At 51.9% G+C, this 24881-nt stretch carries 18 protein-coding genes; all 18 read right to left on the bottom strand.

Translation table 11 applies throughout. From position 1 onward, the window contains the following. Positions 1-5 precede the first annotated feature (5 nt). Entirely contained in the window at positions 6-2606 is a 2601-nt protein-coding gene (mutS, locus tag IX315_RS06300; protein WP_211837277.1) for a DNA mismatch repair protein MutS, read from the bottom strand. A gap of 36 nt (positions 2607-2642) precedes the next feature. Further along, positions 2643-3851, bottom strand: a complete 1209-nt coding sequence (locus IX315_RS06295) for a phosphatase PAP2 family protein (RefSeq protein WP_211837275.1) — start codon at positions 3849-3851, stop codon at positions 2643-2645. A gap of 355 nt (positions 3852-4206) precedes the next feature. Continuing rightward, entirely contained in the window at positions 4207-5157 is a 951-nt protein-coding gene (locus IX315_RS06290) for a PorV/PorQ family protein (protein ID WP_134849829.1), read from the bottom strand. A gap of 8 nt (positions 5158-5165) precedes the next feature. Further along, complete coding sequence (locus tag IX315_RS06285; protein ID WP_211642498.1) at positions 5166-7877, bottom strand: S8 family serine peptidase; 2712 nt, start codon at positions 7875-7877, stop codon at positions 5166-5168. Between the two features lie 33 nt (positions 7878-7910). Continuing rightward, entirely contained in the window at positions 7911-9395 is a 1485-nt protein-coding gene (locus IX315_RS06280) for a BACON domain-containing protein (protein WP_211642496.1), read from the bottom strand. Between the two features lie 15 nt (positions 9396-9410). After that, positions 9411-11072, bottom strand: a complete 1662-nt coding sequence (locus tag IX315_RS06275; protein WP_211837274.1) for a PL29 family lyase N-terminal domain-containing protein — start codon at positions 11070-11072, stop codon at positions 9411-9413. A gap of 87 nt (positions 11073-11159) precedes the next feature. Next, entirely contained in the window at positions 11160-11987 is an 828-nt protein-coding gene (locus IX315_RS06270) for a TrmB family transcriptional regulator (protein WP_018357821.1), read from the bottom strand. A 500-nt stretch (positions 11988-12487) separates the two neighbouring features. Next, positions 12488-14947, bottom strand: a complete 2460-nt coding sequence (locus tag IX315_RS06265) for a bifunctional UDP-N-acetylmuramoyl-tripeptide:D-alanyl-D-alanine ligase/alanine racemase (protein WP_211642492.1) — start codon at positions 14945-14947, stop codon at positions 12488-12490. Beyond that, entirely contained in the window at positions 14944-15906 is a 963-nt protein-coding gene (locus tag IX315_RS06260; protein WP_211637683.1) for a GSCFA domain-containing protein, read from the bottom strand. Before IX315_RS06260 ends, IX315_RS06265 begins: the two co-directional genes overlap by 4 nt. 3 nt (positions 15907-15909) lie before the next feature. After that, the gene (locus IX315_RS06255) at positions 15910-16464 is read right to left on the bottom strand and encodes a hypothetical protein (RefSeq protein WP_018357818.1); all 555 of its coding nucleotides are present in this window, start codon (positions 16462-16464) and stop codon (positions 15910-15912) included. Positions 16465-16556: 92 nt separating this feature from the next. Then, positions 16557-17729, bottom strand: coding sequence for a THUMP-like domain-containing protein (locus IX315_RS06250; RefSeq protein ID WP_211642491.1), 1173 nt, complete (start codon positions 17727-17729; stop codon positions 16557-16559). A gap of 12 nt (positions 17730-17741) precedes the next feature. Then, on the bottom strand, positions 17742-18731 hold the full coding sequence (locus IX315_RS06245) for a type I phosphomannose isomerase catalytic subunit (protein WP_018357816.1): 990 nt from the start codon (positions 18729-18731) through the stop codon (positions 17742-17744). Continuing rightward, positions 18724-20736 (bottom strand): alpha-amylase family glycosyl hydrolase, encoded by a 2013-nt coding sequence (locus IX315_RS06240; protein WP_134849930.1) that lies wholly within the window; start codon positions 20734-20736, stop codon positions 18724-18726. The genes IX315_RS06245 and IX315_RS06240 overlap by 8 nt, the downstream gene beginning before the upstream one ends. A gap of 7 nt (positions 20737-20743) precedes the next feature. Then, positions 20744-21619: a carbon-nitrogen hydrolase gene (locus IX315_RS06235; RefSeq protein WP_211835692.1), complete on the bottom strand. Its 876-nt coding sequence runs from the start codon at positions 21617-21619 to the stop codon at positions 20744-20746. After that, entirely contained in the window at positions 21616-22677 is a 1062-nt protein-coding gene (locus IX315_RS06230; protein ID WP_134849931.1) for an agmatine deiminase family protein, read from the bottom strand. The genes IX315_RS06235 and IX315_RS06230 overlap by 4 nt, the downstream gene beginning before the upstream one ends. Positions 22678-22749: 72 nt before the next feature. Next, on the bottom strand, positions 22750-23394 hold the full coding sequence (locus IX315_RS06225) for a P-loop NTPase family protein (protein ID WP_018357812.1): 645 nt from the start codon (positions 23392-23394) through the stop codon (positions 22750-22752). Beyond that, positions 23351-24145, bottom strand: a complete 795-nt coding sequence (locus tag IX315_RS06220; RefSeq protein ID WP_211639324.1) for a hypothetical protein — start codon at positions 24143-24145, stop codon at positions 23351-23353. The genes IX315_RS06225 and IX315_RS06220 overlap by 44 nt, the downstream gene beginning before the upstream one ends. Further along, positions 24142-24438: a DUF4248 domain-containing protein gene (locus tag IX315_RS06215; protein WP_033408237.1), complete on the bottom strand. Its 297-nt coding sequence runs from the start codon at positions 24436-24438 to the stop codon at positions 24142-24144. Before IX315_RS06215 ends, IX315_RS06220 begins: the two co-directional genes overlap by 4 nt. Between the last annotated feature and the right edge of the window lie 443 nt (positions 24439-24881).

The following is a 24881-nucleotide window of genomic DNA, read 5'->3' as shown; positions in this document are numbered from 1 at the left end:
ATCGGTTATTGGTGCCCCTCTCTACCGCCCGAAAGGAGGCGCTGGATGTTGCTCAACTTATTGAGGGCGTCGAGTGGGGTCAAGGTATTGAGGTCGAGCCCGATTATCTCCTCCCGCACTTGGGAGAGCATAGGGTCGTCCAACTGGAAGAAGCTCAGCTGCACAGGACCCTGCTGCACCTGCTTTTGTGGCAGTCGCTTGGGTTGCTTGCCGCTCTTCTCCTCGCGCTGAGCTGCCGATGCTTCTAGCTCCGCCAGTATCTCTTCGGAGCGGGCAATAATCTCCCGAGGCATACCCGCCAGTTTCGCCACATGGATACCGAAAGAGTGCTCGCTGCCACCGCGTGCCAGCTTGCGGAGGAAGATAATCTTGCCCTCCGCCTCTTGGACGGTGACATTGTAGTTCTTCACCCTTGGGAATATCCCCTCTAGCTCGTTGAGCTCGTGGTAGTGGGTAGCAAAGAGTGTCTTGGCTTTGCCCCTTGGGTGGTCGTGGATATGCTCCACGATTGCTTGTGCAATAGAAATACCATCGTAGGTGCTCGTCCCGCGTCCCAGTTCATCGATAAGCACGAGGCTACGATTGGTAATGCCGTTAAGGATCGCTGCCGCTTCGGTCATCTCCACCATGAAAGTACTCTCCCCACGAGAGATATTATCCGAAGCGCCCACTCTGGTGAAGATACGGTCTACAATCCCAATCTTCGCTGCCGTGGCTGGCACATAGCTACCCACCTGTGCGAGGAGCACTATCAAGGCGGTCTGCCTGAGGAGTGCCGACTTACCGGCCATATTCGGTCCCGTAATCACCATCACTTGCTGAGCCTCAGTATCTAGGAATAGGTCGTTGGGCACATAGCTCTCACCTGGGGGCATCAGCCGTTCTATCACGGGGTGGCGCCCCGCTTGGATATCTATGGTGTCGCTATTGTCCACTGTGGGGCAAGCGTAACCATACGCCTCCGCAGTAGTAGCAAAGGAGAGGAGCACATCCACCTTGGAAAGTATGGCGGCATCACTCTGAATCTCCTTGATATAGCCCCGCACAAAGGCGACCAATTGGTCGTAAATCTCCGCCTCCAGTATCTGTATCTTCTCCTCCGCTCCCAGTATCTTCCCCTCATACTCCTTAAGCTCGGGGGTGATGTAACGCTCAGCTTGTGTGAGGGTCTGCTTCCTAATCCATTCCTCTGGCACCCGGTCTTTGTGGGTGTTGCGCACCTCGATATAGTACCCAAAGACACTATTGAAAGCCACCTTGAGGCTTGGGATACCTGTCTTTTCGCTCTCCCTATTGCGCAGATCCACAAGATACTCCTTGCCCCCATTGAGGATGCGTCGCAGTTCATCCAGATCCCTATCTACGCCCTCTGCTATCACGCTCCCCTTGCCCACTTGGTTGGGTGTCTCCTCGTGGATGGTTCGCTCTATGCGGTTTGCCACCTCGGTAAGTGGGTCGAGCTGGAGTGCCAATTGCTTCAGCGCCTCCTCGCTACGCTCCAATAGCCGCTCTATCAGTGGCTGCACCAACCTTAGTCCTCCCGCCAGTTGCCGAAGTTCCCGAGGGTTGATTCTCAGTACCGATACCTTACTTGCCAAGCGCTCAATATCGCCCATACCAGCCAGTAGTTCCGCAACCTCGTTCCTCAGTTCTCGGTGACGGAGTAGGGCGGTCACTGCTGCTTGTCGCTCCGCTATCTCCCGCACCTCTAGGAGCGGGAATACGAGCCACCGCTTCAGGAGCCTTCCGCCCATCGGTGTCTTGGTATGGTCTATGACCTGAATCAGTGAAGTGCCGTCCTCCGAGATAGGCTGGAGGATCTCCAGATTGCGCAGGGTGAAACGGTCGAGCTGAACAAAACGGTTCTCCTCTATCTTCCACAGCGCATTGATATGCTTGAGCTCGGAGTGGTGGGTCGCCTCGAGGTAATAGAGGATGGCGCCACACGAGAGGATAGAGAGCTGGTCGCCCTCTATGCCGAAGCCCTTGAGGTGCTGCACCTCGAAGTGCTTCAGGAGTTTGTCACGCCCGTAGTCGAGACTGAAGACCCAGTCTTCCAGAGGGTAAAGGTTCAGCTTCTCCCCGAAGAGTCGCGCCACCTCATGCTCTGTCCCACGCTTCACGAGTACCTCCTTAGGGGCGAAGTTGACCACCAACTTCTCCACCTCGTCGGGCATCCCTTGGCTTGCCATAAACTCGCCTGTAGAGAGGTCGAGGAGCGCTAAGCCTGCTCTGCCGTTATTGAGGGTAATGGCAGCGAGGAAGTTATTGGTATTGGCATCGAGTACAGAGTCGTCCATCGTAAGCCCCGGAGTCACCACCTCTGTCACCGCTCGCTTCACTAGCTTCTTGGTGAGCTTTGGGTCCTCTATCTGGTCACAGATAGCCACCCGTTTCCCTTTGCGTACTAGCTTGGGGAGATAGTTGTCGAGCGAATGGTGGGGGAAACCAGCAAGCGGTTCGCCTGCGCGTTTGGTAAGGGTGATGCCCAAGAGGTTGGATACCTCTATGGCGTCGTCGCAGAAGGTCTCGTAGAAGTCCCCCACACGGAATAGCAATATCGCACCGGGGTATTCCTCCTTATACCTCCAGTACTGCTGCATCATTGGCGTATCACCACTCTTCTTACCCACGCTCACTTCCTAAAATATGTATGCCAATCCTACACTACCGCCAAAGCCCTTGAGCCGATATTTGGGGAGGAGGGTATAGTCTACAGCGAGGTTGAGAGCCATATGGTCGGTGAGGACATAGCTCAGTCCCACGCTTGCTTGTGCTACAAAGCCACCTTTGGTCAGCTGTAGGGCTTCGGTACGTGGCGTGCCTCTATACCCTTTGCTTAGCTTAATAGGAAGATGGTAGCCTGCCCCCACCTTGCTATCTACCCATAAGCGCCCATGCCAGAAACCCTGCATAAAGTCGGCGCCCAGCAATACGGCAAAGCTCTGCACGCCTTCGGCATGCTCGGGATTGAAGCTCTCCCATAGAGAGCCTTGCATCTGTAGCCCTATCTGTCGGTACATCGGATAGCGCACTAGGAGGGTGACATCGCTTCCTAGCTTCCCTTCGTATACCCCTTTTATATTGGTGAGGAGGTCACTGCGTCCCTTACGAAGCATCAGGTAGCCCCAAGAGAATGCATTTTCCCGCTCTTCCGTCAGTTCAAATCGTTCTAGTCCTCTGCCCCACATCAGGTCGTTGAGGAGGTAACCAATGTAGGTGGCAGCAATACCCACGCCTGCACCTGTGACCACGTCGGTAGCCCAGTGTCGGTTATTGAGCACCCTGCCCACCGCTGTCAGTGTGGCTACCCCATATCCTGCGGCCGATAGCCAAGGATACCTACTCCCATACTCGGCATCCAAAATGGTCGCACCAGCAAAAGCGAAAGCGGTATGCCCCGAGGGGAAAGAGTATTGATTGCTTGCGTCGGGTCGGATGCGCTTTGTGAGGTACTTACCGGCATATACGGTACCCATCGCCACAGCATACGATATGGCATGTGCCGAAAGGGCTTCCCAATGGCTTGCCGAACGACCTTCGAGACCAGACAAACGCATCCCCCAAGTAACCCCTAGAGGGACAAACTGAGTAACGTTGTCCCACCCCATTTTGTAACCAGGGGTATAGTGCTCCCTCATCCTAGAGATAGAGACATCCTGCTTGTAGTACATGAAGTCGTATGCCACCATAGGCAGTACCACACCTAGCCCCATCCTCAATGGCTTAAGATCGACCAGAGAGGTATATGCAGGAGCTTGTACTTGTATGCTATCGGGCTGCTCTTCGCCGGCCATAGGCAAGGCGAGCAACAAGGGCATAAGCGCAACTAGAATCATCTTCTTACTCATGCTACAAATATACCAATTTTGCCTCTAATCGTATACACAGGTCATTACTGCGCTCCACCAGTGCCTATCTAGAGACTGTGGCACGGTGGCGAACTACTGCGTTACTTTCGACATTCGGCTTCGGTCACGTACGTGAGTACGCTCCCGTTAGCCTCATTCTCAGTGCCTTGTATTTCACCACCGTGCAACGTCTCAGCCGATTTGGTTGCAAATCGGCGAGAATGGCACTTCGTGCAACATTCTCATCTAATAACGAACCTTGCCCAAAAAGAAGGGCTGACCCCATGGATAGGAATCAGCCCTTTACTTCGCTCGCTACACAATAGATATATCGGTAGCCGTAATCGCTAGTGGATTAGAAGGCGATATTCAAGCCCAACCTAAGTTGGTTGAACGCACTCCTCTTGGTCATAAGGTAAGCCAAGTCGACCGAAGCAAACTTGTACTGACCACCCAGACCTATAGAGAAGGTATTGAGGTTAGCCCTGTAGTTGTAGCCCGCACGGAGTGAAGCGTACTTCATAAACTCGTACTCTATACCCAAGCCACCAAATACGCGGTTAGAGACAGACGAACGCAGCTCGCAGCCCATCAAGGCAGCCAAGGACACCTCGTGGTCGTCTGCCACAAGGACACCCATACGTCCGCCTACCTCCATTGCTGCAGGCAGTCCCACCTCACGCTTACCTACATCGTACTTCATGCCCCAGCCGAAATTGGTCAACGCTGCGGTGATAGAGTAGTCTACTGGCAGACTATAGAGCATAGCTTCGCTAACGTAATTGGCTCCGATAGAGAGCCCGAAGCCCGAGGCATTCAAGCCTTGGTAGCTATGGATATAACTACCCCTCACGAATCCCTGCCATTGCTCAGTGATAGCCATAGTAGCGCCGAGGTCGAGACTAAAGTTATTGGGGCGAACAGCACCTACTTCCATACCAGTCTGGTCTACCACGGTCACCTTGGGGCTCGTCTGAGTCCTAAAGCCTGCCATGATGCTCCACCTAGGGCTGAACTTATAGCCAGCCGAGAGGCTATTCCAGAAGGTGTGTCCCTCTCCACTCTGTGGCAATACCGACATAGAGTAGGAGGCGTACAAGCGGTCACTAGCCTTACCAAAAGAGGTAGGATCACCGTAGAGGTACATGCCACGCCCACCACCTAGGTACGTATGACCCATACCTGCGCTCTGAGCATCGGGATTGTATTGCATAAACTCCATTGAAGAGTACGCAGTTTGTGCCCGAAGACCTACTGTACTCATCGAGAGTAGTAGAGCTGTTACAGTCCAAAATATACGTTTCATATCCTAGGTTAGTTTTTAATTATGTTTTGCTTGAATACTTTGCCATTGGCGGTGACTTCGAGTACGTAGGAGCCAATCTCAAGCTCTGAAACATTCAGAACCACCTGGCGGTCTTCGTCCTCTCTAACCTTGACAAAGCGCCTCATCTTCTGAGCACCCATAGGCGTCAAGATGGTTATCTGTGCGGAGTACACCTCATCGCTCAAGCGGATATTCAGATCCTTAGCTACTGGCACTGGATAAACCACATACACGATATCGTCCTTTACCACCTGGAGGTCGAAGTTGAGGCGTGCTTTAGCGCCGAAGCTATCCCGAGCGGTCACCTCGATATGGGTGGTGCCCATCTTTATTGGTTTGATGGTGAACTTGTCATCAAGTACCTCCGTGATTGCCACTTGTGGCACAGTAGAGCGTACCTCATATTGGAGCGCATCGCCATCTGGGTCACTAAAGTACTGAGCTAGGTTTAGGCTAAAGTCTTCTTTGCCCATTGGTAGGAATACCTTGGGTTGCTGAGCGCTAAGGACTGGTGCTTGGTTGGCACCAACTACAGTGAAAGGAATCTCTAGGGTAGAAGCACCGAACTTGTCGGAGACAACAAGGGCCACGTGGTACGCCCCAGGCTGTAGTGCCTTGCGGAAGTCTACGATAATCTTGTCGCCCTCCCTCCTATGGGTCACGCCATTGGTCGTGCCCTTGATCTGATAATTCCACTGGTGTCCGTCTTTATCTACCACAGCCACCTCTACGGTCATTTTCTTACTATTCTTGAGTACCACCTTAGTTCCCTCTGCCATAGAGAGCTCTGGGAGATGATTCTGTAGGGTGTGGGTATCGAAATAGACGAGCTTAGACTTCAAGCCCCATCTATCCACCGCCTCTACTGCGAAGTAGTATTTAGTATTGAGCTTCAGTTTATCAATGTGGTACATAGCCTCCTCGCCATAAGGATACCCCAGAGCATTTAACTTTATAGGTTTCAGACCACTTTTGATATCGTCCTCTGAAAGAGGTTTGCCCTCAGAGACATAAAGGTTGTAATAGTTAGCAGAGCCATCATCGTCATCCTTTACCGCAGACCACTTGAAAACAACCTTATCATACGATGGCTCTACTTTGGGATTACTAACAGCTTCTGGACCCTTCTTCTGATTGCTTGCAAGAGCCTTCCGTGCATCGGCAATACCTCCGCCAATCTTACCCTCAAATCCAGGACTACGAGCATCAATATCAAATGGTCGAAGGGCGCCAAGAAGTCTTTCCTTGAGTTCTTTATTAGTAAATCCTTTACCTCCGAACTTTGAGACAATTAAAGCTGCAACACCTGTAACAATAGGAGTTGCTTGAGAGGTTCCCTGCATATAGCCATAAAGACCTTCTGTGACCGTACTGAGTACAAAGCCTTCAGGATTGCCGTAGGTCATGTCACCACCAGGACCAGCAATATCTGTCCATATACCATAATTGCTATAAGGAGCTTTCGCAGCAGTTGGCCCAACAGAGGTTACTCCAATTACCTTGGAATAGCTACCAGGCATGTACCACTCCTCCCTACTGTAGTTTCCTGCAGCGAAGAGGGCGACCCCTCCCTTCATCATAGAACCCTCGAGTTGATTCCCATCATTGTCACAACCCGCATGATCAATAAAGTAGTCAATAGCTACAGTAAAGAACTTAGGTAAGATATCTGGTCCAGGAGCACCTCCGATACCCCATGAATTATTAGCGAGTACGGCACCATGGTCTGCTGCATAAACAAAAGCGTTAGCTGCTGCTTCTGGTTTATTTTCCTCAGCGAATATCTGACACGACATAATGCGTACACCAGAATCTTTAGACCCGTTACCACCTGCTACACCAGCCACACCTATCTTATTATTACGCACAGCTGCAATTAAACCGGCTACGTGAGTCCCATGATTGTCAGGCGTTATGGTATTTACATCTTCATTGAAGTTTCTACCATGCTCATCCTTATGTCCGTTAGCGTCTGGTTTTGGATCAGGATTGACCCAGAGGTTAGCGGCGATATCTGGGTGGTCTACTTGCACACCTCCATCAATTACAGCAACGATAACCCTCGGATCACCTGTCACCCCCTCCCTCCAAGCTTCTACAGCATTAACATCAGCGCCCTTTACAAAACCAGGTAGTTGTTCAGTGTTATTAAGGTGCCATTGCTCAGGGAAACGAGCATCGTTGGGAACACCTTCACCTGTGGCAGCAGGAGCTTTTAGAGAGGTCGGTGGTGCAATAAATAGCTGCTGCTCAGGACGAATAATCCGATACATAGGCTCAGCATACTCAATGCCAGGGAGAGACTTAGCATGCTCCACTGCTCGTGTAACTGTCTGTTCTAGTTCAAATTCGATTGTGTACCATAAGTGTAGCCCTGCTTTTTTGTGGCGTTTATCAAACTCAGGATTAAGATTCGTAAACACGGGAGAAATACGTTTCGCCCCTATTTCTGCAAGATAAGTATCCACCTTGCTGTTACCACTTCTCAGAGTCCCTATATTCAAATGAGTATACAACTCCTCAGAGACTTTTACTATCAATTGTCCGGGGATAGCCCCCTTGTTAGCTTCTTCCTGAGATTGCTCTACTCCTTTTTCTCTCTCTGCTTGGTTAAGGGGCATATCGACCTCCTTAGAACAAGCAGAGAAGAGCATGGATGTAGTTACTAGCCCTACAAGAAATATAGATCTAAAATTCATATTAGTATTTCTTATTTTTATTGTCTAATAGAATTATTGCAATGGAACAGCTAAGACATGAGCCACCGGGATACCATCGTTAATTTCTTTGTAATGTCCAACCCTGAAAGCAAAGCCCATCTTTTTCTTAGGATTCTTGTAGAAGAGGTTAAACTTTCCATCAGGGTCGTCGTACCTTTGAGTCTCGGTAAAGCCGCTATCTTTGAGTAGTTTTTTGAACTCTTTGGTTAATCTATATGATCCATCTGGCACAGGGTAGAAGAGCTTATTAATATCATGTAGGAAGAAATGCATATTGACCAGTTGCCCTTCCTTATTGAAGATGTACCTACGAGTGATATAGATATGGTCAAGGACATCGTAGAATAGATCGCTTAAACCATCAGTGTTCACCTTAGACTTCTTTGACATCGTACCCCCATGGGTAGACTCCCAAGCAGCTACACCATCCATTGTCACATTAAATGTTCCGATACCCATAGGAAGTTCCTTGAATGTTGGAAGAGATTTCTTCTGACCTGGGACAAACCTGAAGAGTACCTTCTGATAAAGGTCAGGAAGCGCCTTACTATAAGCGATATTTACGACAATGTCATAAAATGCACTGCCCTTTGTAGTCTCTTTGACATACACGAGCTCTACTCCGTTGTTTCCTGTGAAGACAAAGCCATTGTCAGTAAGGAGTTTGAGGAATTCATCACTCTTAGTGGTAGACACATTATCTGCCATCATCATAATAGAAGTCACCTCTTTACTATTATCAAAGGTGTATTTGATAGACCTAAAAGCAGAACTCTTTGTCACATACGTATCAGAAATTCCATACTTATGTCCTGCATCATCCTGTAAAACACTTTTACGATTTTCCTCAAATTTACGGACATCTTCTGATGACGAGTCTGGTATAAGGTAAGGCAAGATCATGTGCATAATACCTGCCTGAGTAATCAAAATCTCTTTCACCTCGTCCTTTGTCTTCACAAATAGTTTGTGACTGCGGGCAGCCTTATCGGTATTCTCCTTAATAGTAAGTGCTAGGGTATTCTCGTTAGGAGAGACGCCCACAATAATCCACTCTGGCAATCCTTCCTCTATACTCCATTCTCCATAAGTGCTCTTCACGACAACATCAACTTTAGCCTCAAACTGATCAACTTCCACTTTGTCTAGCGATACCAGTAGTTTGCTAGCACTAGCTGCCTGCTCCACCATCATGCACTTGGTCTCGCCACCTGCGAAAATAATGACCTCGGCTCTACGCTCCATACCCATATTGGCATCCGCAGATAGAATAATTCTTTCTGCCAATTGGGTTACCTTGAGCCACTCCGCATTGGAAGTTGGTATCCACTTGGAGTAATTGGTATTTACAGAGATGCTTTTCTGACCACCCTCTGCAGTAAACTCCACTGTCGCATCCTCCGAGAGCTCCATATAGAGAGACTCCTCAAGGTTGTTGTTGCATGCTCCCAATAGCAGGAGCATGCAAGAAAAACATATTACTTTTATCTTATTCATACAAATCGAGTCTTATTAATTCTTTTTCCTCTTAGAAATCTTGACTGCCTTAATTTCAGAGTTTACGCCTTGTTCGTCATCATAACCAAAGACAATGATTGCCTGATCCCAAAACCTTAGTTGACGATCTCTCGGGGTATATTGCACACCAGGGCCAAATTCCGCATTACCTTTAGTTTTTAACATAGTCGCTCCGATCTTACCGTCTCTAGCAATCTCTAATCCCATATAAGGCAAAGCATCCTTATCGCCTCCATCAGCTTTTTTCTTCCAACCATCATAATAGTTGTAGTTACATATGTATATAATATATTGACGATTTTGGTCTGTTGGGATAACTTCAACGATAGGACCTTTCTCTGTTTCTTCTTTAATCGTAATTTTGAAGTCTAACCCAGCAATTACTTTCATAGGCTCGAGAGTGAACCTCTTTTCTACAACTTCAGTAGTTCGGTTACCTTCTTTATCACAGCCATATACGTAAGCTACATATTCCTTCCCAGGTTCTATTCTAGCCCCAGTTTCTGAGAGTTTGTCGTTTGTTACATTACCTTTCCTCAGGAAGAACTTATTAAGATAGCCTTTCCAATCACTTGGCGATAGTTTAATCCAGTTTGCTCTATCCCATTCCTCAAAAATACGATCCTTGCCGTACTTGTCGTAGGTTTCAGCTTTGCATGCCAGGAAAACGTGAGTCATTTCTGAGTCTGGGCTCTTTAGTGACAGAAGCGCTTCTGTTGGGACATTCTTGTTTATGGTAATCTCAAAGTTTACTTTCCTATATGCTCCAGCCTTAACGATGATTTTGCAAGTAGCCTTAGAAGCTCCTATTGTGGCAGTTATAGTGGATTCTCCTTCAGAAAGTGCAGAAAAATCTCCCTTATGGGTAAGTATCTTCACAACATTTTCATTACTGCTTTCCCATACAATTTTAGTGTCGGTATTCTCAGGCGTAAGTGTGTATTCAATGCTACCCTGAGTATTAGGAGCAACCGTCATCTCGCTCTTAGCAAACTTGATAGTCACTTCACCTGGGACTACTATGCTACCGCCCTGACCATTCAAAGGAATCTCATAGCGCTTGCCTTTGAAAGTAATGATGAGGAAACCAGGCTTAGAGCTGTCATCAATCTTGAGGTCGGAGCTACCGCCGTCGCCAGAAGCCTTGACACGCTGGTTGTTGTCGTCGCGGATTGGCAACCAGTTCATGCCATCGAGGCTGTACTCCCAGTAGCCGTCCTTTACCCTCAGTCTTGGGGTAACACCACTAGCACCATCTATACCCTCAGCCTTGATCTTATTGCCATCGGCATCGTACATGTACTTGCCATTAATGGTCCAGTACTGGATACCATCCTTTCCCTTGCGCACACCAATAGCAGAGCTTATGCCATCGCTACCGTTCTTTAGGGTAATCTTGCTATCATCACTCATGGTCAGTACATATCCGCTACCGTCGTCGAGCGTACGCCAGCTGGCAATAGTAAGGTTGCTCTTCTGAGCATCGATCAGCCCCTTGAGGGCTATGATGTCTCTGTTGGCACCTTCTGTGAGTTTCTCTACCCTTGCAAGGCGAGACTCATAGTCATCTAGTCGACGATAGAGTTCGTCTAGATTGTTGCAGGATGGCAGCAAGAAAGCTACCAAAGCAAGTAGTGTTACGAAATAATGTTTCATAGTTCTCATTCTTTATTAGTAGTGAAAAATTATTAATCCTCGAGTGATTTCTTTAGAAGTGAATAACGGCGGTTATGTTTTCATGCGCTAATTAGTTATATCTTTGGCACTATCCCAATACCTCCAAAATACTATTTCTAGCATCTCGTAAAGCTTGGCATGCTCAATAACCACAACTGTTAGGTTTGGTTCGCTCATTAAAGCATCCCTTAAGGGCAACATAACTACCCTTTTATCAAATAGGGTTAATTTCATTGGCAATGATGAAATTATTCTTGCGTTTACGCCCGCAGATGCACATTGCCGATAAAAGAAGTTGTCTCCAGAACCCTCTATTTCATGAGCTTCATAAATTACATTCATCTTTACTCCGGACTTGATAATCCGTTCGTTTTCTTCTGCTTCCAAATCCCTTTCCTCTTGGGTCATTACGTAGGGACCTTTACTCAGCTCTAATATTTCTAGCTTTGCGCTATTCCTGAGTGTCATATATCTATCCAATATCTCCCCTCTACCTTTAAGGATCTCTACGAAATCGTATTCTCCTAGTCTATCGGTACTACTATTGTAAATCGATTGTAGGGTAGTAGATAAAACCTTATAGGTATTGTTGATTTGAGTAAAATGCTCTTTGGCTTCGGCAATCAGTCCTCCTAACGCAATCTTTGGATCTACGGCAGAATACAGTTTCGCTCCACCGTCTTCAGGTAATCGCTCCTTACAAAATCCTATTCGAGTCAGTGAATTAAGCACTTCATATACTTTCGTCCGAGGCACATCCGCAAACTTCGGAATTGCTGAAGGTGTGATTTCTTTGACCCCGAGCAATACTTTATACACTTTAGCTTCTCTTTCTGATAACCCCATCTTAATAAGGCTTTCTATAATATTCGTCTCTTCGAATCGTTCTTCCATAGTTTGTTAGTAATCCTTAAAATAAACTAGATACCCCCGATGAGGTAACAACCGCAAATATATGTATTTTTCATAATAAAAATACTACATGGCGAACCGATATATGTATTTTATGTTTATTTAACCACTGAACCACCGAATCCCTCTCTACTGAGAAGCACCAGCGGCTCGCCTGAGCAACGAAATTTATTCCTAGAGATAAATAAATTTATTTGTACAGATAAATAAATTTATTTGTACAGATAAATAAATTTATTCCTAGGAATAAATTTCAGTGATATAGGGTATTCAGAATGGGTGTGATGCTGTAGGGCGGCGGTCATTATCAGAGAGGTTGGTGGTGTCGGAGAGGTTGTAGGGGCGAATAATTATTTGCCCCTACGATAGGGGGTGTCGGAGCTCTCCAAAGCGTCCGAGGGCTCCGATTCCACCGATAGTGAGAGCCGAGGGCACTGGCACCACCGATACCACCGAGGTCACCGATCAGGCGGTGGTGTTGGTTATTCGCTGTAGTATTGCCGGGCGATGCGGCTGCTGAGGCGGCTTAGGATCTCGTAGGGGATGGTTTGGCAGGCGTCGGAGAGGCGGGTGATGGGTAGCCCGTCGCCAAAGAGGGTGACCTCGGTGCCCGCCACTGCGCTTGGGGCGTCGGTGAGGTCGAGCATGAGGGTGTCCATGCAGATATTGCCTATGGTGGGTACGAGCGTGCCATCGGGCAGGCGGAAGGTGATATGCCCATTGCCCAAGAGCCTAGGTAAACCATCGGCATAGCCCACGGGAATGATGCCGATGCGGCTGTGGCGCTCTATCTTGCCCTTTCGGCTATAGCCCACGGTCTCTCCCGGATCTAGCTCCTGCACCTGCAGAATCTGTGTGGTGAGGGTGGCTATGGGCTCCAATCCCATCTCGTCCTGCGCGAGAGGGGTAATGCCATAGAGCCCGATACCGAGGCGCACATAGTCCGACCGATATTCAGGAAAACGGATAGCCCCAGCGGTGTTCAGCGCATGCTTGCGTACCGAGTAGCCGAGTCCCGCTTCGAGCCGCTGTTGCACCTCATCGAGTCTTGCCAATTGAGTCCGTGTGAAGTCGTCCTCACTAGGGTCATCGGCAGCGGCTAGGTGGGTGAAGATACTCTCTACCCGTATAGAATGCGAGCGGTGCAGGAGGTCCACCACCTCCGCTACTTCGTGTGGCATAAGCCCCAGACGGTTCATGCCGGTATTCCACTTGAGGTGGATGGGGAGAATGCGGTCGCCATAGGTCTCTGCTGCTTGGCTAAATGCTTGAAGCATCTCCAGACTGAATATTTCGGGCTCTAGTCCGTTCCAAATCAGTTGCCTAAAGGCAGATAGCTCGGGGTTCATCACTAGGATAGGGCTCTTGATGCCCTGCTCCCTGAGTGTCCTGCCCTCATCTACCACCGCAACCGCAAGGTAGTCGGTTCCCGCCCTTTCGAGCGTACGTGCTACCTCGTAGGCGCCCGCACCGTAACCATTTGCCTTGATCATGCAGATTGTGCCCATCCCCTTGGGGAGCTTGGTGCGGAGGGTGTGGTAGTTGTGTGCTAGTCGGGTGAGGTTGATACTGAGGATGGTCTGGTGCGTCTGGACCTTCCAGTTCTCAATGACCCTACCAAACTGCGAGGAGTTACTGCCCTTGAGGAGCACGATATGCCCGGCTAGTAGACTGTAGGGCAGGCCCTTATCCAGCGATGCCCAGTCGGGAAACCACCCGTCCACCTGCCGGAAGAGTGCTCTTTGCTCCACTATCCGTTGCCCCACGAGGTAGAGCCTATCGATATGGTACTGCCCGAGGAGCTGCGCCACCCTCGCATAGAGTTCGCCGGTATTGTGGCTACTATCCTCCATATCGCTAAGGATCAGAGCGGTAGGGAGCCCCTCTGGGTTGCGCCGCTTCATGAAGTCGAGAGCGGTTCGGAGCGAATCGTAGTCCGAATTGTAACTATCATTGATGAGCAATATCTGCCCCTTGCCCTCGAGCACCTCTAGGCGCATGGTGATAGGCTTGAGGTGGGCAAACTGCTCTAGAGTAGCCACCGCTTGTGGTGCTATTTGGCTCGCAATGAGGAGCGTGAGGAGGGTGTCATCGATGGTACCTTGGTCTAGGAAGGGCAGCTCTAGCACTATGCGTTGGCGTGCGAGCGTGCCTGTGATGGTCACGCCTGTGGGGTGGTACTCCTGGCTCTGGATAAAGAGCGTAGCTCCCGACCACTCGCGGCTCCAGTAGAGCGTCTTGGGTGCCAGCCCCATCGTCTCTATCTGGGTTCGGATTAGGGGGTTGTCGTAAGGCGCAAAGAGGGTACGGCAGTTGCGGAAAAGCTGGAGCTTCTCTGCCACCTTCTGCTCTAGGCTCTCGAAATGCTGCTGGTGCGCTTCGCCGATATTGGTGATGGCGCCATAGGTGGGACGGATGATGGCTTCGAGCCGAGCCATTTCGCCAGGGCGCGAGATACCTGCCTCTATGATACCGAGTGCTTGGGTATCCTCCAATCCCCAGAGCGATAGCGGCACGCCTATCTGACTATTGTAGCTTCGGGGCGAGCGACCTACCGAGAGGGTGGGGGAGAGGAGCTGATAGAGGAGTTCTTTTGTGGTGGTCTTGCCATTGCTGCCCGTGATGGCGAGGATAGGCATAGCCAGCTGTGCTCGCCGTGCTTGTCCTACGGTTTGGAGTGCCTCGAGGGTATCGGGGACTTGGATAAATACTGCGCCAGGGTAGGTGCCTTCGATGGCTTTGGAGACGACAAAAGCCCGCACCCCTTCGTTGTAGAGCTGCGGGATATAGCTATGCCCATCGCCACGAGGGGTGACGAGCGCAAAGAATAGTGTACTCTGTGGAAAAGTGAGCGAACGGCTATCGGTGAGCAGTAGCTCTATCTCCCTATCCTCAGTAGGGATAGCTCCGCCTAGGAGGGCGGATAGGTCTGTCAGTTTCATCGGCAATACTTATCAATCTGTGACGCCAGCTCTTGCACGTAGGGGTGGCTGGTTTCATCGGCAAAAGTAGCCAATTTTTGCGCTACAGTGTTATAATGTGCCGCTATTTTTAGGGGGTCAGTGGTGAGGGGACGGTGCTGCGCTAGGCGGAGGAGTTGCGCCCAACGGCGGTCGAAGTCGCTCTCGGGCTCTAGAGCAAAGTCCTGGAAACGGCTGAGGATGTACCGCACAGCCTGAGGGGTGGGGTGCGCCATGTCCTCCTCGAAGTAACGGTAGTCGCGTAGCTCATCGAGCTGAATCTCGTAGCTCGGGAAGTAGTGGATGCCCTCGCCCTGTAGGGCATCGATGGCGAGGAGGAGGGTGGACTTGGAGAGGCGGCTCTCGTGCGCTCCATCGCGGTAATGGGGGATGGGGCTGACGGTGAAGAGCACTTCGGCATCTCGGGCACGAAGCTCGGTAAGGAGCGGTTGCCAAGTGGCGACAATCTCCTCTACCGTAAGGCGTCGGCGGTGGAAGTACTTGGCGGGCAGGCGGTGGCAGTTATTGACCACCGTGCCGCTCTCTCCCCACTCATAGACATAGGCGGTACCGAAGGTGAAGACCCATAGACGGGTATCGGGCAGGGAACGCCAAGCCTCTTCGAATGCCCCGAGCATCTGTGTCCGTGCTGCGTCTTCGGTAGTGCCCGAGTAGCTGCCGTGGTGCATGAGGCTATGCCAAGTGCCTTCGTGCTCTAGGAGATGAAGCTCGGGACGATGCGCAAGGAGCCGCTCCAATCCCTCCGCCATGGAGAGGGGATTGTACATGATGCCGAAGGGCGAAAAGCCCGCATGGTAGAGGCGGGTGTAGAGGTGCTGCTGAAGCTCTTGGGCAAAACAAGAGCCCCAAAGGCTGATTCTATCGTGTCGGCCATAGCGGTGTGCCAATGGCTTTAGGACGACTTCCTTGCGCCACTCCATAGTCTAGCGGGGGAGGATGGTGGCAATGGAAAGACGGTCTGCCAGCTGGAGGTTGCTCTGGGGGGGCTGATGTGCCTCTACCGTAGCATAGGCAGGGTGCAGAGTAGGCGTCTCTAGCCATGTGAGCTCCGCCTCTGCTCCGTGCGAGGTATAGGCGTGCTCGAGATAGGTGGTGGTACCGCTCTGGAGTAGCCATTGGAGGTTGTCGAGGAGGTCGGGCGCAAAGGCGCGGGTGCCACTGATGGCGAGCCATACAAAGCCCACTACCTTGCCCTCGTAGTCGCCAAACCTAGTGTAGAGGTCGCATTGCAACTTATTGTGCCCCTGTAGTATCTGGGTGCGATTGACCTCTGCGAGCAGACGGTCGTGGAGTACCTCGGCATCCTCATGGCTGTAGAGGAGGAAGGGGTATTGTCCGTCGTACCCTAGGGTATTGAAGAACTTAGTCCAGTCGGCTTTCTCCAATAGGAAGGGGATAGAGAGGTCTATGGCGGTCAGTTCGTCATCGCCCCAAGCCTCTTCTTCCTCCGCTCGGAGGTTGTATTCATTTTCATTCATAGCTGTCTATTAATTACCATTCGATGGACTAAGATACCATATTTTGGGCAAAGCAGCCGTGCACTTAGGCTCTAGGAGAGAAGCGGGTGCACTTAGGTGGCGAGGAGGAAGTGGCGTTTGCCCAAGCTATCGGCATAGGCAATGAGGAAGCAGTCGCCCCCTTCGGTGATTCGGAGCTGCCGACGCAGTTGGTCGGTAGAGGTGGGGAGATTCTTGGTGATGAGGTGGAGCGGCTTTTGGGTCACCTTCTTCAGCCACCGTTTCTCGCCTAAGTTGTGCTCTAGGATAGTGAAGGTGCGCCCTGGGAAGTCGGTCAGCTCTGTCCGAGAGAAGTAGAGGTGGGTATGGGCGGCTGGTTGCCACACCTCGAAGGGGAGGGCAAAGGAGTCATAGCCTACCTTGGAAAAAGCAGGGTAGAGGTCGTGCACAAAGGCACCTATCTCGGGCGAGATGGGGGTGGTTTGTTGGGTAGTGGGGCGGGTGCTGTAGCTGAGAGTGTGGTGGGCTTGTAGCTCCACGGCAGTGATGCATCCCGTAGCCGAAGGGTGGAGGTGCAGGAGTAGCTCCTTTGCTTCCCGCTTCAGCGAGACCACGTAGATATCGAAGGTGTAGGGTAGTCGCTCGCGGAGGTAGGTGAGGTCTGCCATGGGCGAGAGCTTAATGAGGTATTGGCTCCGTGGCGCTACCGCTTGTAGCTTAGGGATGAGCGTGGTGATATCGGGAGCGCACTCCTCTATAAGGAATACCCTTGCCGTAGCGCCCGGACGGCGGTCGGGGTCGAGGTAAATGAGCTGTGGCTGGAGCGCTTCGGCTAGTGCCATGCCTCGCTCCTCTGCCTTCCCACTGTAACAGGTGATATTGCTCTGCCCTAGTGCGAGAAAATTATGGGCGGCAAGCTCAGCTCTCTCGGGCGAAGCATCGAGGTAAGTGACCCCCTCCGCTTTCTGTGCTAGTGCATAGCTATCTGCGCCCATCCCACCACTAAGGTCGAGGATCTGCCAGTGGGGCTCTATAAATCGGAGCTTATACGCCGAGGTCTCGGGGCTAGAGGATTGCTCCACTACCACCGGCTGAGGGATAAATACCGCCTTAGCCTCGGCCCACCTAGGGTGTTTGAGAGCGAGCTTCTGCCGTGCCTGAATAGCGCTTAGGGCTTCAGAAAGAGCAAAGCCCTGAGGGGCGTTTTTGCTCCTCAGGGCTAGGGTGCGTACGTCCTCATCCCTATGCGCCCATACGTAATCGATCAGCTCTTGGCTTGGCAGCATAGTGGCGGGGATTTATACTTTGGGTACGTAGCTCTCAACTACCTTGGCACCAGTGGTGGCAAGGTGGAGTTGGTGGATACAGGCAGGGAGGAGGAGGAATTGACCTTTCTCCAGATGCACCTCGCCATTCACCACTACCACGCCCTCCTCTACAAAGAGGATGGTGAAGGAGTCGCGCTCCGAGAGGTCGCAATGGTAATCATCGGTGAGCTGCAGTAGGCTCGTACGGAAGTATGGGCTCTCTGCTAGGAGAATTGGGTGGTTCTCTACCGTGCGGTCGTATGGCTCTGCGCCGTGGTCGTTGATACTGTAATCGATGACCTTAGCGGCATCCTCTATATGTAGTTCACGGGTATTGCCCTGCGCATCCTTACGATTGAAGTCGAAGAGACGGTAGGTGATCTTGCTCGCTTGCTGTATCTCCAGGAGTAGGTTGCCTGCCCCTATGGTGTGCACCTTGCCCGCTGGGAGGTAAAACACATCGCCTACGTGTGCCGTGTGGCTATCGAGATACTGCATCACTTCATCTGTCTTCACCAGCTCAGGGAGGTCGGTAGGATTGGTCTGCTTGCGCCATCCTGCCCTTATCTGAGCCTCCTTGGTGTGCTCTAGGATATACCACATCTCGGTCTTGCCCCAGCTGCCGTCGTGGCGTACCTCGGCATAGCTGTCGTTGGGGTGTACCTGCACGCTAAGGTCTTGGTTGGAGTCTATGAGCTTTACGAGTAGGGGGAACTTGCCGCCGAAGCGGTCGAAGACCTGCTGCCCTAGGAGCTGGCTCCCATACGCCTCGGTAACCTCTATGAGGCTTTTACCCTTTAGGGCGCCCTCCGAGACTACCGAAGCATCGCCCTCCATAGGGGAGATCTCCCAAGTCTCACCGATACCCTCGGCAGGTGCTGTGGTGCCTTTGTACTGATAAATCCTATTGCCGCCCCAGATGGTCTGCTTGTAGGCCTCCTGAAAGCGAAGGGGGTAGAGTGGAATCTGTTGGTTACTCATCAATCTTTCTAAGTATCATGGCAGTGCGGGCGGGTATGTACTGACTGAGCCAGCCTCTGCCATCGAAGTTAAACTCTGGGTCGCACATCGTGAAGTGCGCCACATTCATATCTATTAGCCCTTGCCCACCGAAGCGCTCTTCGTCGCTAGTGAGGACGACCTCGTACTTGCCTGCAGGGGCGGGGAACTTGTAGTCCACGAAGGATTGGGTGGGGTTGAAGTTGTAGATGAAGACATAGGCGCCACGCTCGTAGATAAGCACCTGGTCGTCGCCCTTCTCCCATAGCTGGCGCAGGGGTAGTAGGTGGAAGTTGGGTGCCTCCGTCATCAGCTGGAGCACTGCCTTATCCCACTCCACTAGCTGTCCGTAGCGTAGGAAGCCATTCTCCTCGAGGCTCCACTGTCGGCGTGCGTACTTGTAGCTCCAGCCATTGCCCTCCCGAGGGAAGTCTATCCACTCGGGGTGCCCAAACTCATTGCCCATAAAGTTGAGGTACCCACCATTGGTGGTGGTCATGGTCACCATGCGAATCATCTTGTGGAGGGCTACGCCACGGGCTACCGCTTGGTTCTGATCCGCTTTGTCCATGTGCCAATACATCTCCTTATCTATAAGGCGGAATATGAGGGTCTTATCCCCCACAAGGGCTTGGTCGTGGCTCTCGGCATAGCTAATGCTCATCTCGTTCTGGCGTCGGTTGGTGCACTCCCACCAGATAGATCCGGTACGCCAATCCTCATCCCTCAGTTCCTTGATCGTCTTGATCCAGAAGTCGGGGATGTTCATAGCCAGACGGTAGTCGAAGCCATAGCCTCCTTCGGTGATGGGGAGCGCTAGCCCCGGCATGCCGCTCACCTCCTCCGCTATGGTGATAGCGTGAGGGTAGACCTCATGAATCAGTTTATTGGCCAGCGTAAGGTAATCGATGGCATCGGGGTCTTGCCCGCCATCGTAGTAATCATTGTAGGTACAGAAGCTCTTTTCTATGCCGTGGTTGAAGTAGAGCATAGAGGTGACGCCATCGAAACGGAAACCATCGAAGCCAAACTCCTCGAGCCAGTACTTGCAATTGGAGAGCAAGAAGTGGAGTACCTCGTGCTTACCGTAGTCGAAGCACATAGAGTTCCACTGCGGGTGTACCATACGCTCGCCCGAGTGGAAGAACTGTGTGTGGGTGCCGTCGTACTTAGCCAGACCCTCCACTTCATTCTTAGCGGCATGGGAGTGTACTAAGTCCATAATCACCACCAGCCCCATACCGTGCGCCGTATCTATAAGGTGGCGAAGGTCGTCGGGCGTGCCAAACCTTGAGGAAGGGGCAAAGAAGCTCGACACCTGGTAACCGAAGGAACCGTAATAGGGGTGCTCCATGATGGCCATAAGCTGCACCGCATTGTACCCCTTAGCCTTAATCTTGGGGAGCACTTCGGTCTCGAACTCGCGGTAGGTGCCCACACGCTCCTCCTCGGTAGCCATACCGATATGCGCTTCATAGATAAGGAGCGGTTCATCGTGGAGCAATGCCCTCGGGTGCTTAGGCACATAAGGGGTTTCCGGTGCCCATACCGAAGCACAGAAAGCATACGTCTTGGGGTCTTGCACCACGTACCTCGCCCAGGCTGGTATACGTTCGCCCTCGCCTCCATTCCACACCATGTAGAGCTTGTAGTGGTCACCGTGCCCTATCTTCTCTAGTGGCAGCCTAAGCTCCCACTGCCCATTATCAATAGGGGTGAGCGCATACTCGGGGCTCCTCTGCCAGCCATTGAAGTCGCCAATGAGGTAGACAGCGGTGGCATTGGGTGCCCATTCGCGGAGGGTCCACTCGCTTGCCCCTCGGAAGAGACCGAAGTGGAGGTGCCCTGTGGCGAAGTCGCCGAGTGTGACGGAAGCGCTACCCAATAGCTCTGCTTCCTTTCTTATTACCCCCTCGTGTCGTCCCATGATTGCCTCCTTGTGCTTCGCTAGCCAAGGGTCGTTGCGTAGTAGTCCTAGCTCCTTCATTGCTTATTTAGTCTCTATAGCGTTTGACGATGTCGTCGTAATTGTCTATCCTGCGGTCGCGGAGGAAAGGCCACCAGCGCCGTACTAGTTCGCTCCGCTCCATATCTATCTCCACTACAGCGGTCGCCTCTTCGGTAGTCGAGAGCATCTCGAGTACTTCGCCCTGAGGCCCAGCCACAAAGGACTGCCCCCAGAAGGTGATACCGCCCGTGCGCCCCGAGGGGTCTTCCTCGTAGCCCACTCGGTTCACCGCCACCACAGGTAGCCCATTCGCCACGGCGTGTCCACGTTGTACGGTGGTCCAAGCCTCCCTCTGGCGGGTCTGCTCCTCGGGTGCATCGGTGCTCTCTGTGCCTATCGCGGTAGGGTAGATGAGGAGCTCAGCCCCAGCGAGAGCCATCAGACGAGCTGCCTCGGGGTACCACTGATCCCAGCAAACGAGTACACCGAGCTTGCCAAGTGACGTCTGTATGGGGTGGAAACCTAGGTCGCCAGGGGTGAAATAAAACTTCTCGTAATACGCTGGGTCGTCAGGTATGTGCATCTTGCGATACTTGCCCGCAATCGAACCATCCCTATCGAGCACCACCGAAGTGTTATGGTACAGCCCTGTCGCACGCTTCTCGAAGAGCGAAAGGACGAGTACCACGCCCGCCTCCTTGGCTACCCCACTGTAGTAGTCGGTACTATCGCCGGGGATAGTCTCCGCTTGGTCGAAGAGGCGAACGTCCTCTGTCTGGCAGAAGTATAGCCCTTCGTGAAGCTCCTGGAGTACGACCAATTGGGCGCCCTCACGGGCTACCTCGTGAATCTTATCGGTAAGGCGTTGGCGGTTGAGCGCTCGGTCGCCTGTATTGTGTTGCTGAATAATCCCTACTTTCATCGTCTCTCAAAGTGAATGGGGTCAATATAACCTTCGGGTACCTGCATGGTGATGCAGTGGAGTGAGCCATGCTGCTGTACCAGAGCACGGCAGTCTATGCCCACCACCTCGTGGTGGGGCATCGCTTTGCGTATGATCTCAAGTGCCACCTCGTCCATAGCATCTTGGTAGATAGGCACGAGTACCGCGCCATTGGTGATGAGGAAGTTGGCATACGTCGCAGGTAGAGGGTAGCCCTCTTCGTCGTACCTCTGCTCGGGCAGCGGTAGCGGAATCAGGGTGTAGCTCTTGCCCTCCACGGTCGTCAGCTGCTCTAGTACCTGCTTCAGCGCTACCGTCTGCGGCACTGTCTCGGCATAGCAATAGAGGATGGTATCGTCATCGACAAACCTTGCGATGGTATCGATATGCCCATCCGTATCGTCGCCTTTGAGCGCCAAGTCGCCCGCCAGCATATGGTGGCGCGTAACCCCTAGGTAGCTCATGATGGTCTCGTTGTAGTCGGGGTGGCGACTAGGATTACGGTTGGGCTCTCGGAGCACACACGCCGTAGAGAGCAGCTCGCCCCTACTATTCACATCGATAGCCCCGCCCTCTAGTATGAAGTCTCGGTGCCCACGCCCCTGTACCCCACTGTCGAATAGTCCGCGCTCGAAGAGCCGTCCTACAGCCCTATTGTCGAGGTTGGCGGCAAACTTAAGCCCCCAGCCGTTGAAGCCAAAGTCGTAGGCGGCACGCTGCCCCTCCTTCATGCCGAAGAGCGGCATCACATCGCGCATCCAAGTATCATTGAGTGGGAAGTGGTCGATATAGATAAGTGGGTACTTACCCCCGTGGCGCCAAGCCTTGAGCTGCTGGGGCGAGATACCACCCCCTTCTCCCACCAGGAGTACCACATGAGTGTACTGCAGTAGGTGGGTGATGATTTCAGTATAGCAAGCCCGCACCTCGGGCAGGATATACGCCCAGTCCATACCCTCTTCGGGCCAAGCCATGAGCACGGCCTCTTGCGGATACCACTCGGGTATCAAACCATTGTCTATCTTACGTAGTGCCATCTTTCTTACTCTTTTAGCCACAAAGATACTACTTTTTGTCGAGACCCATCTCGGGGAAGAAGAGCGCCCGTGTCATACCGTTCCTCTGTAGGATGCGCCATCCATCCAAAGGCGGTCGCACACCTCGCGGAGGCGGTCGGTGATACGCTCGCCATAGCGGCTGGTGAGTTGCTCTTCCGAAAGATTGCTTGTGAGGATGGTAAACCTCATGCGCTCGTAGCGGTGCAAGAGCAATTCGGCAATGGGGGTAGAGCGTGTGCCGAAGCTATTGACCTCCAGAGGCTCCACCCCAAGGTCGTCTATGCCGATGCACTCTTGGTCGGTACGGCTCTCGAAGAGCCTAGGGCTCTCCACCGCTAGTGCAGAGAGACGGCTTGCGGTCTGCACCAGCATCTGCACCCTAGTATTCCCGATGTAGAAGCGCTGGCTATTCACAAAAGCCTGTATCGCCCTCAGGAGTGTGGTCTTACCATTGCCCACCCCGCCATAGATGAGGAGCCAAGGCTTAGCCAGAGGGTTGGTGAGCCACTCCGCCACCTTGTGTAGGTTGGCGCGAGTAGCTTGGTCGGGCACCAGTTGGCGCCCTCTGGAGAGTACCTCCGAAGCGTAGGCAATCTGTAGGGCTTGCTCCAGACGGTCCACCTGTGTAGCAAGCGGTAGGAGGCAGTCGGGTCTAAATAGTTGAGTACCTTGTACCCTTTTCAGATTCTGCTGCATTTGTAATGCTCTCAGGTCTATGTTCATGATGTTTGTTGTATGCTTTAGGTTCAAAAAATCCAGAGTAGTTCATCGCTATACTCCGCTCTATAATCTCCATGGCCACCTTGGGATCTCCCTTGGAGTAGCGCTCCAGCTGGTTGTAGCACGCTCTGAGTGCTCGCTCCGAACGATAGCTCTGCCGCTTCTCTCGCTTGTAGGCTAGCCATTTCTCGAAAGCGGGGGAAAGGGGGGTGCGCGCAACGGGGGGCTTGGGGGCTTGAGGCACTTCGGCGATAGCCCTCCAGGGGTTAAGCTCCTCTGTATCCAAAAGGTCGTCCTTTCCCCCTTGGGGGGTTAGGGGGGTATTCTTCTTGATATGTTCTTTACTTATTATATTCTTATATTGTGTCCCATCGCTGTCCCGTCGTTGTCCCTCCGCTGTCCCGCCGGAGGGGTCAGCATCCATGTAATCATCGTATTTCGTGATGGTTATGATGCTAAACTGGTTGTTCCGAATTTTACTAATCTCTCCGCTCTTCTCTAGTTTGCATAATCGGGAGAAGACCATCTTGTAGGTGGAGTGTATGCCTTCGGCCAACTGCTGTGTACTTGTTACGAGTTGCCCCCTACGGATGGTGATACCCCTCCACTGCCGCTCCTCGAAATTGGCTGAGAGGAGTAGGTGGATGAAGAGGTGCACCATCAGAGAGTCGTCGTACCACTGCCAGTGCGTCAGATTGCGATGCAGCTTGATCCATCCTCCCATCATACCGGTTCGCCTAAGTAGTGGACAATAATCTGCTGCTGTAGCGGCGTGAGGTACCGCTTTTGGGGCGACCAATTGGTCGCTTCCAAAGCCTGCCTGAGTGCGGGATAAGTGGCAATCTCCTTGCGCAATGCTCGGCTTGCGCTCTTGGGCAGAATGTCGGGGAAATAGAGCGAGGCGGTATAGAGTACGCCTTGATTGCGCTGTAGTACCTGCGGTAGCGGAGGCAACTGCTCCCGAGTGTGGTCTCCGACCCCCTTTAGAAGGGTGCCACTGAATTTCATGTCTTGTTCCATAGTCGTTGAGTCATAATATATTACACGTTTCTTGAAATCCTTCTCTACCGCAAAGGTAATACAAAATAATATTATACGCAAATATATAATAGCAATATTTGTTATTGTTGTGTGTTGTAGGAGATTATAGTATGTTATCGGAGCCCTCGGATGCTTCGGAGCCCTCGAAGGGTTGTGGGGATGTAGGGGCGAATAATTATTCGCCCCTACGATAGGTGGTGTGGGTGGTGTCGGAGGCATGGGGAGATGTTTTTCGCCCTTACCATTGGAGGGGTTTTGGCGAGCCTGAGCAACGAAATTTATTCCTAGGAATAAATTTATTTATCTGTACAAATAAATATATTTATCTCTAGGAATAAATTTGCTCGCTAGCGCTATCTGCGAGTGCCGCTCTCTGCTCTAACTAACACCTCTAGGGTACAAGACATCTTCTCTTACCCTAA

The sequence above is a fragment of the Porphyromonas levii genome (assembly GCF_018206105.1).
Lineage (GTDB): Bacteria > Bacteroidota > Bacteroidia > Bacteroidales > Porphyromonadaceae > Porphyromonas_A > Porphyromonas_A levii.
Note: the sequence above shows the minus strand (reverse complement) of the source record. Positions and strands in the feature narration are given on the sequence as shown.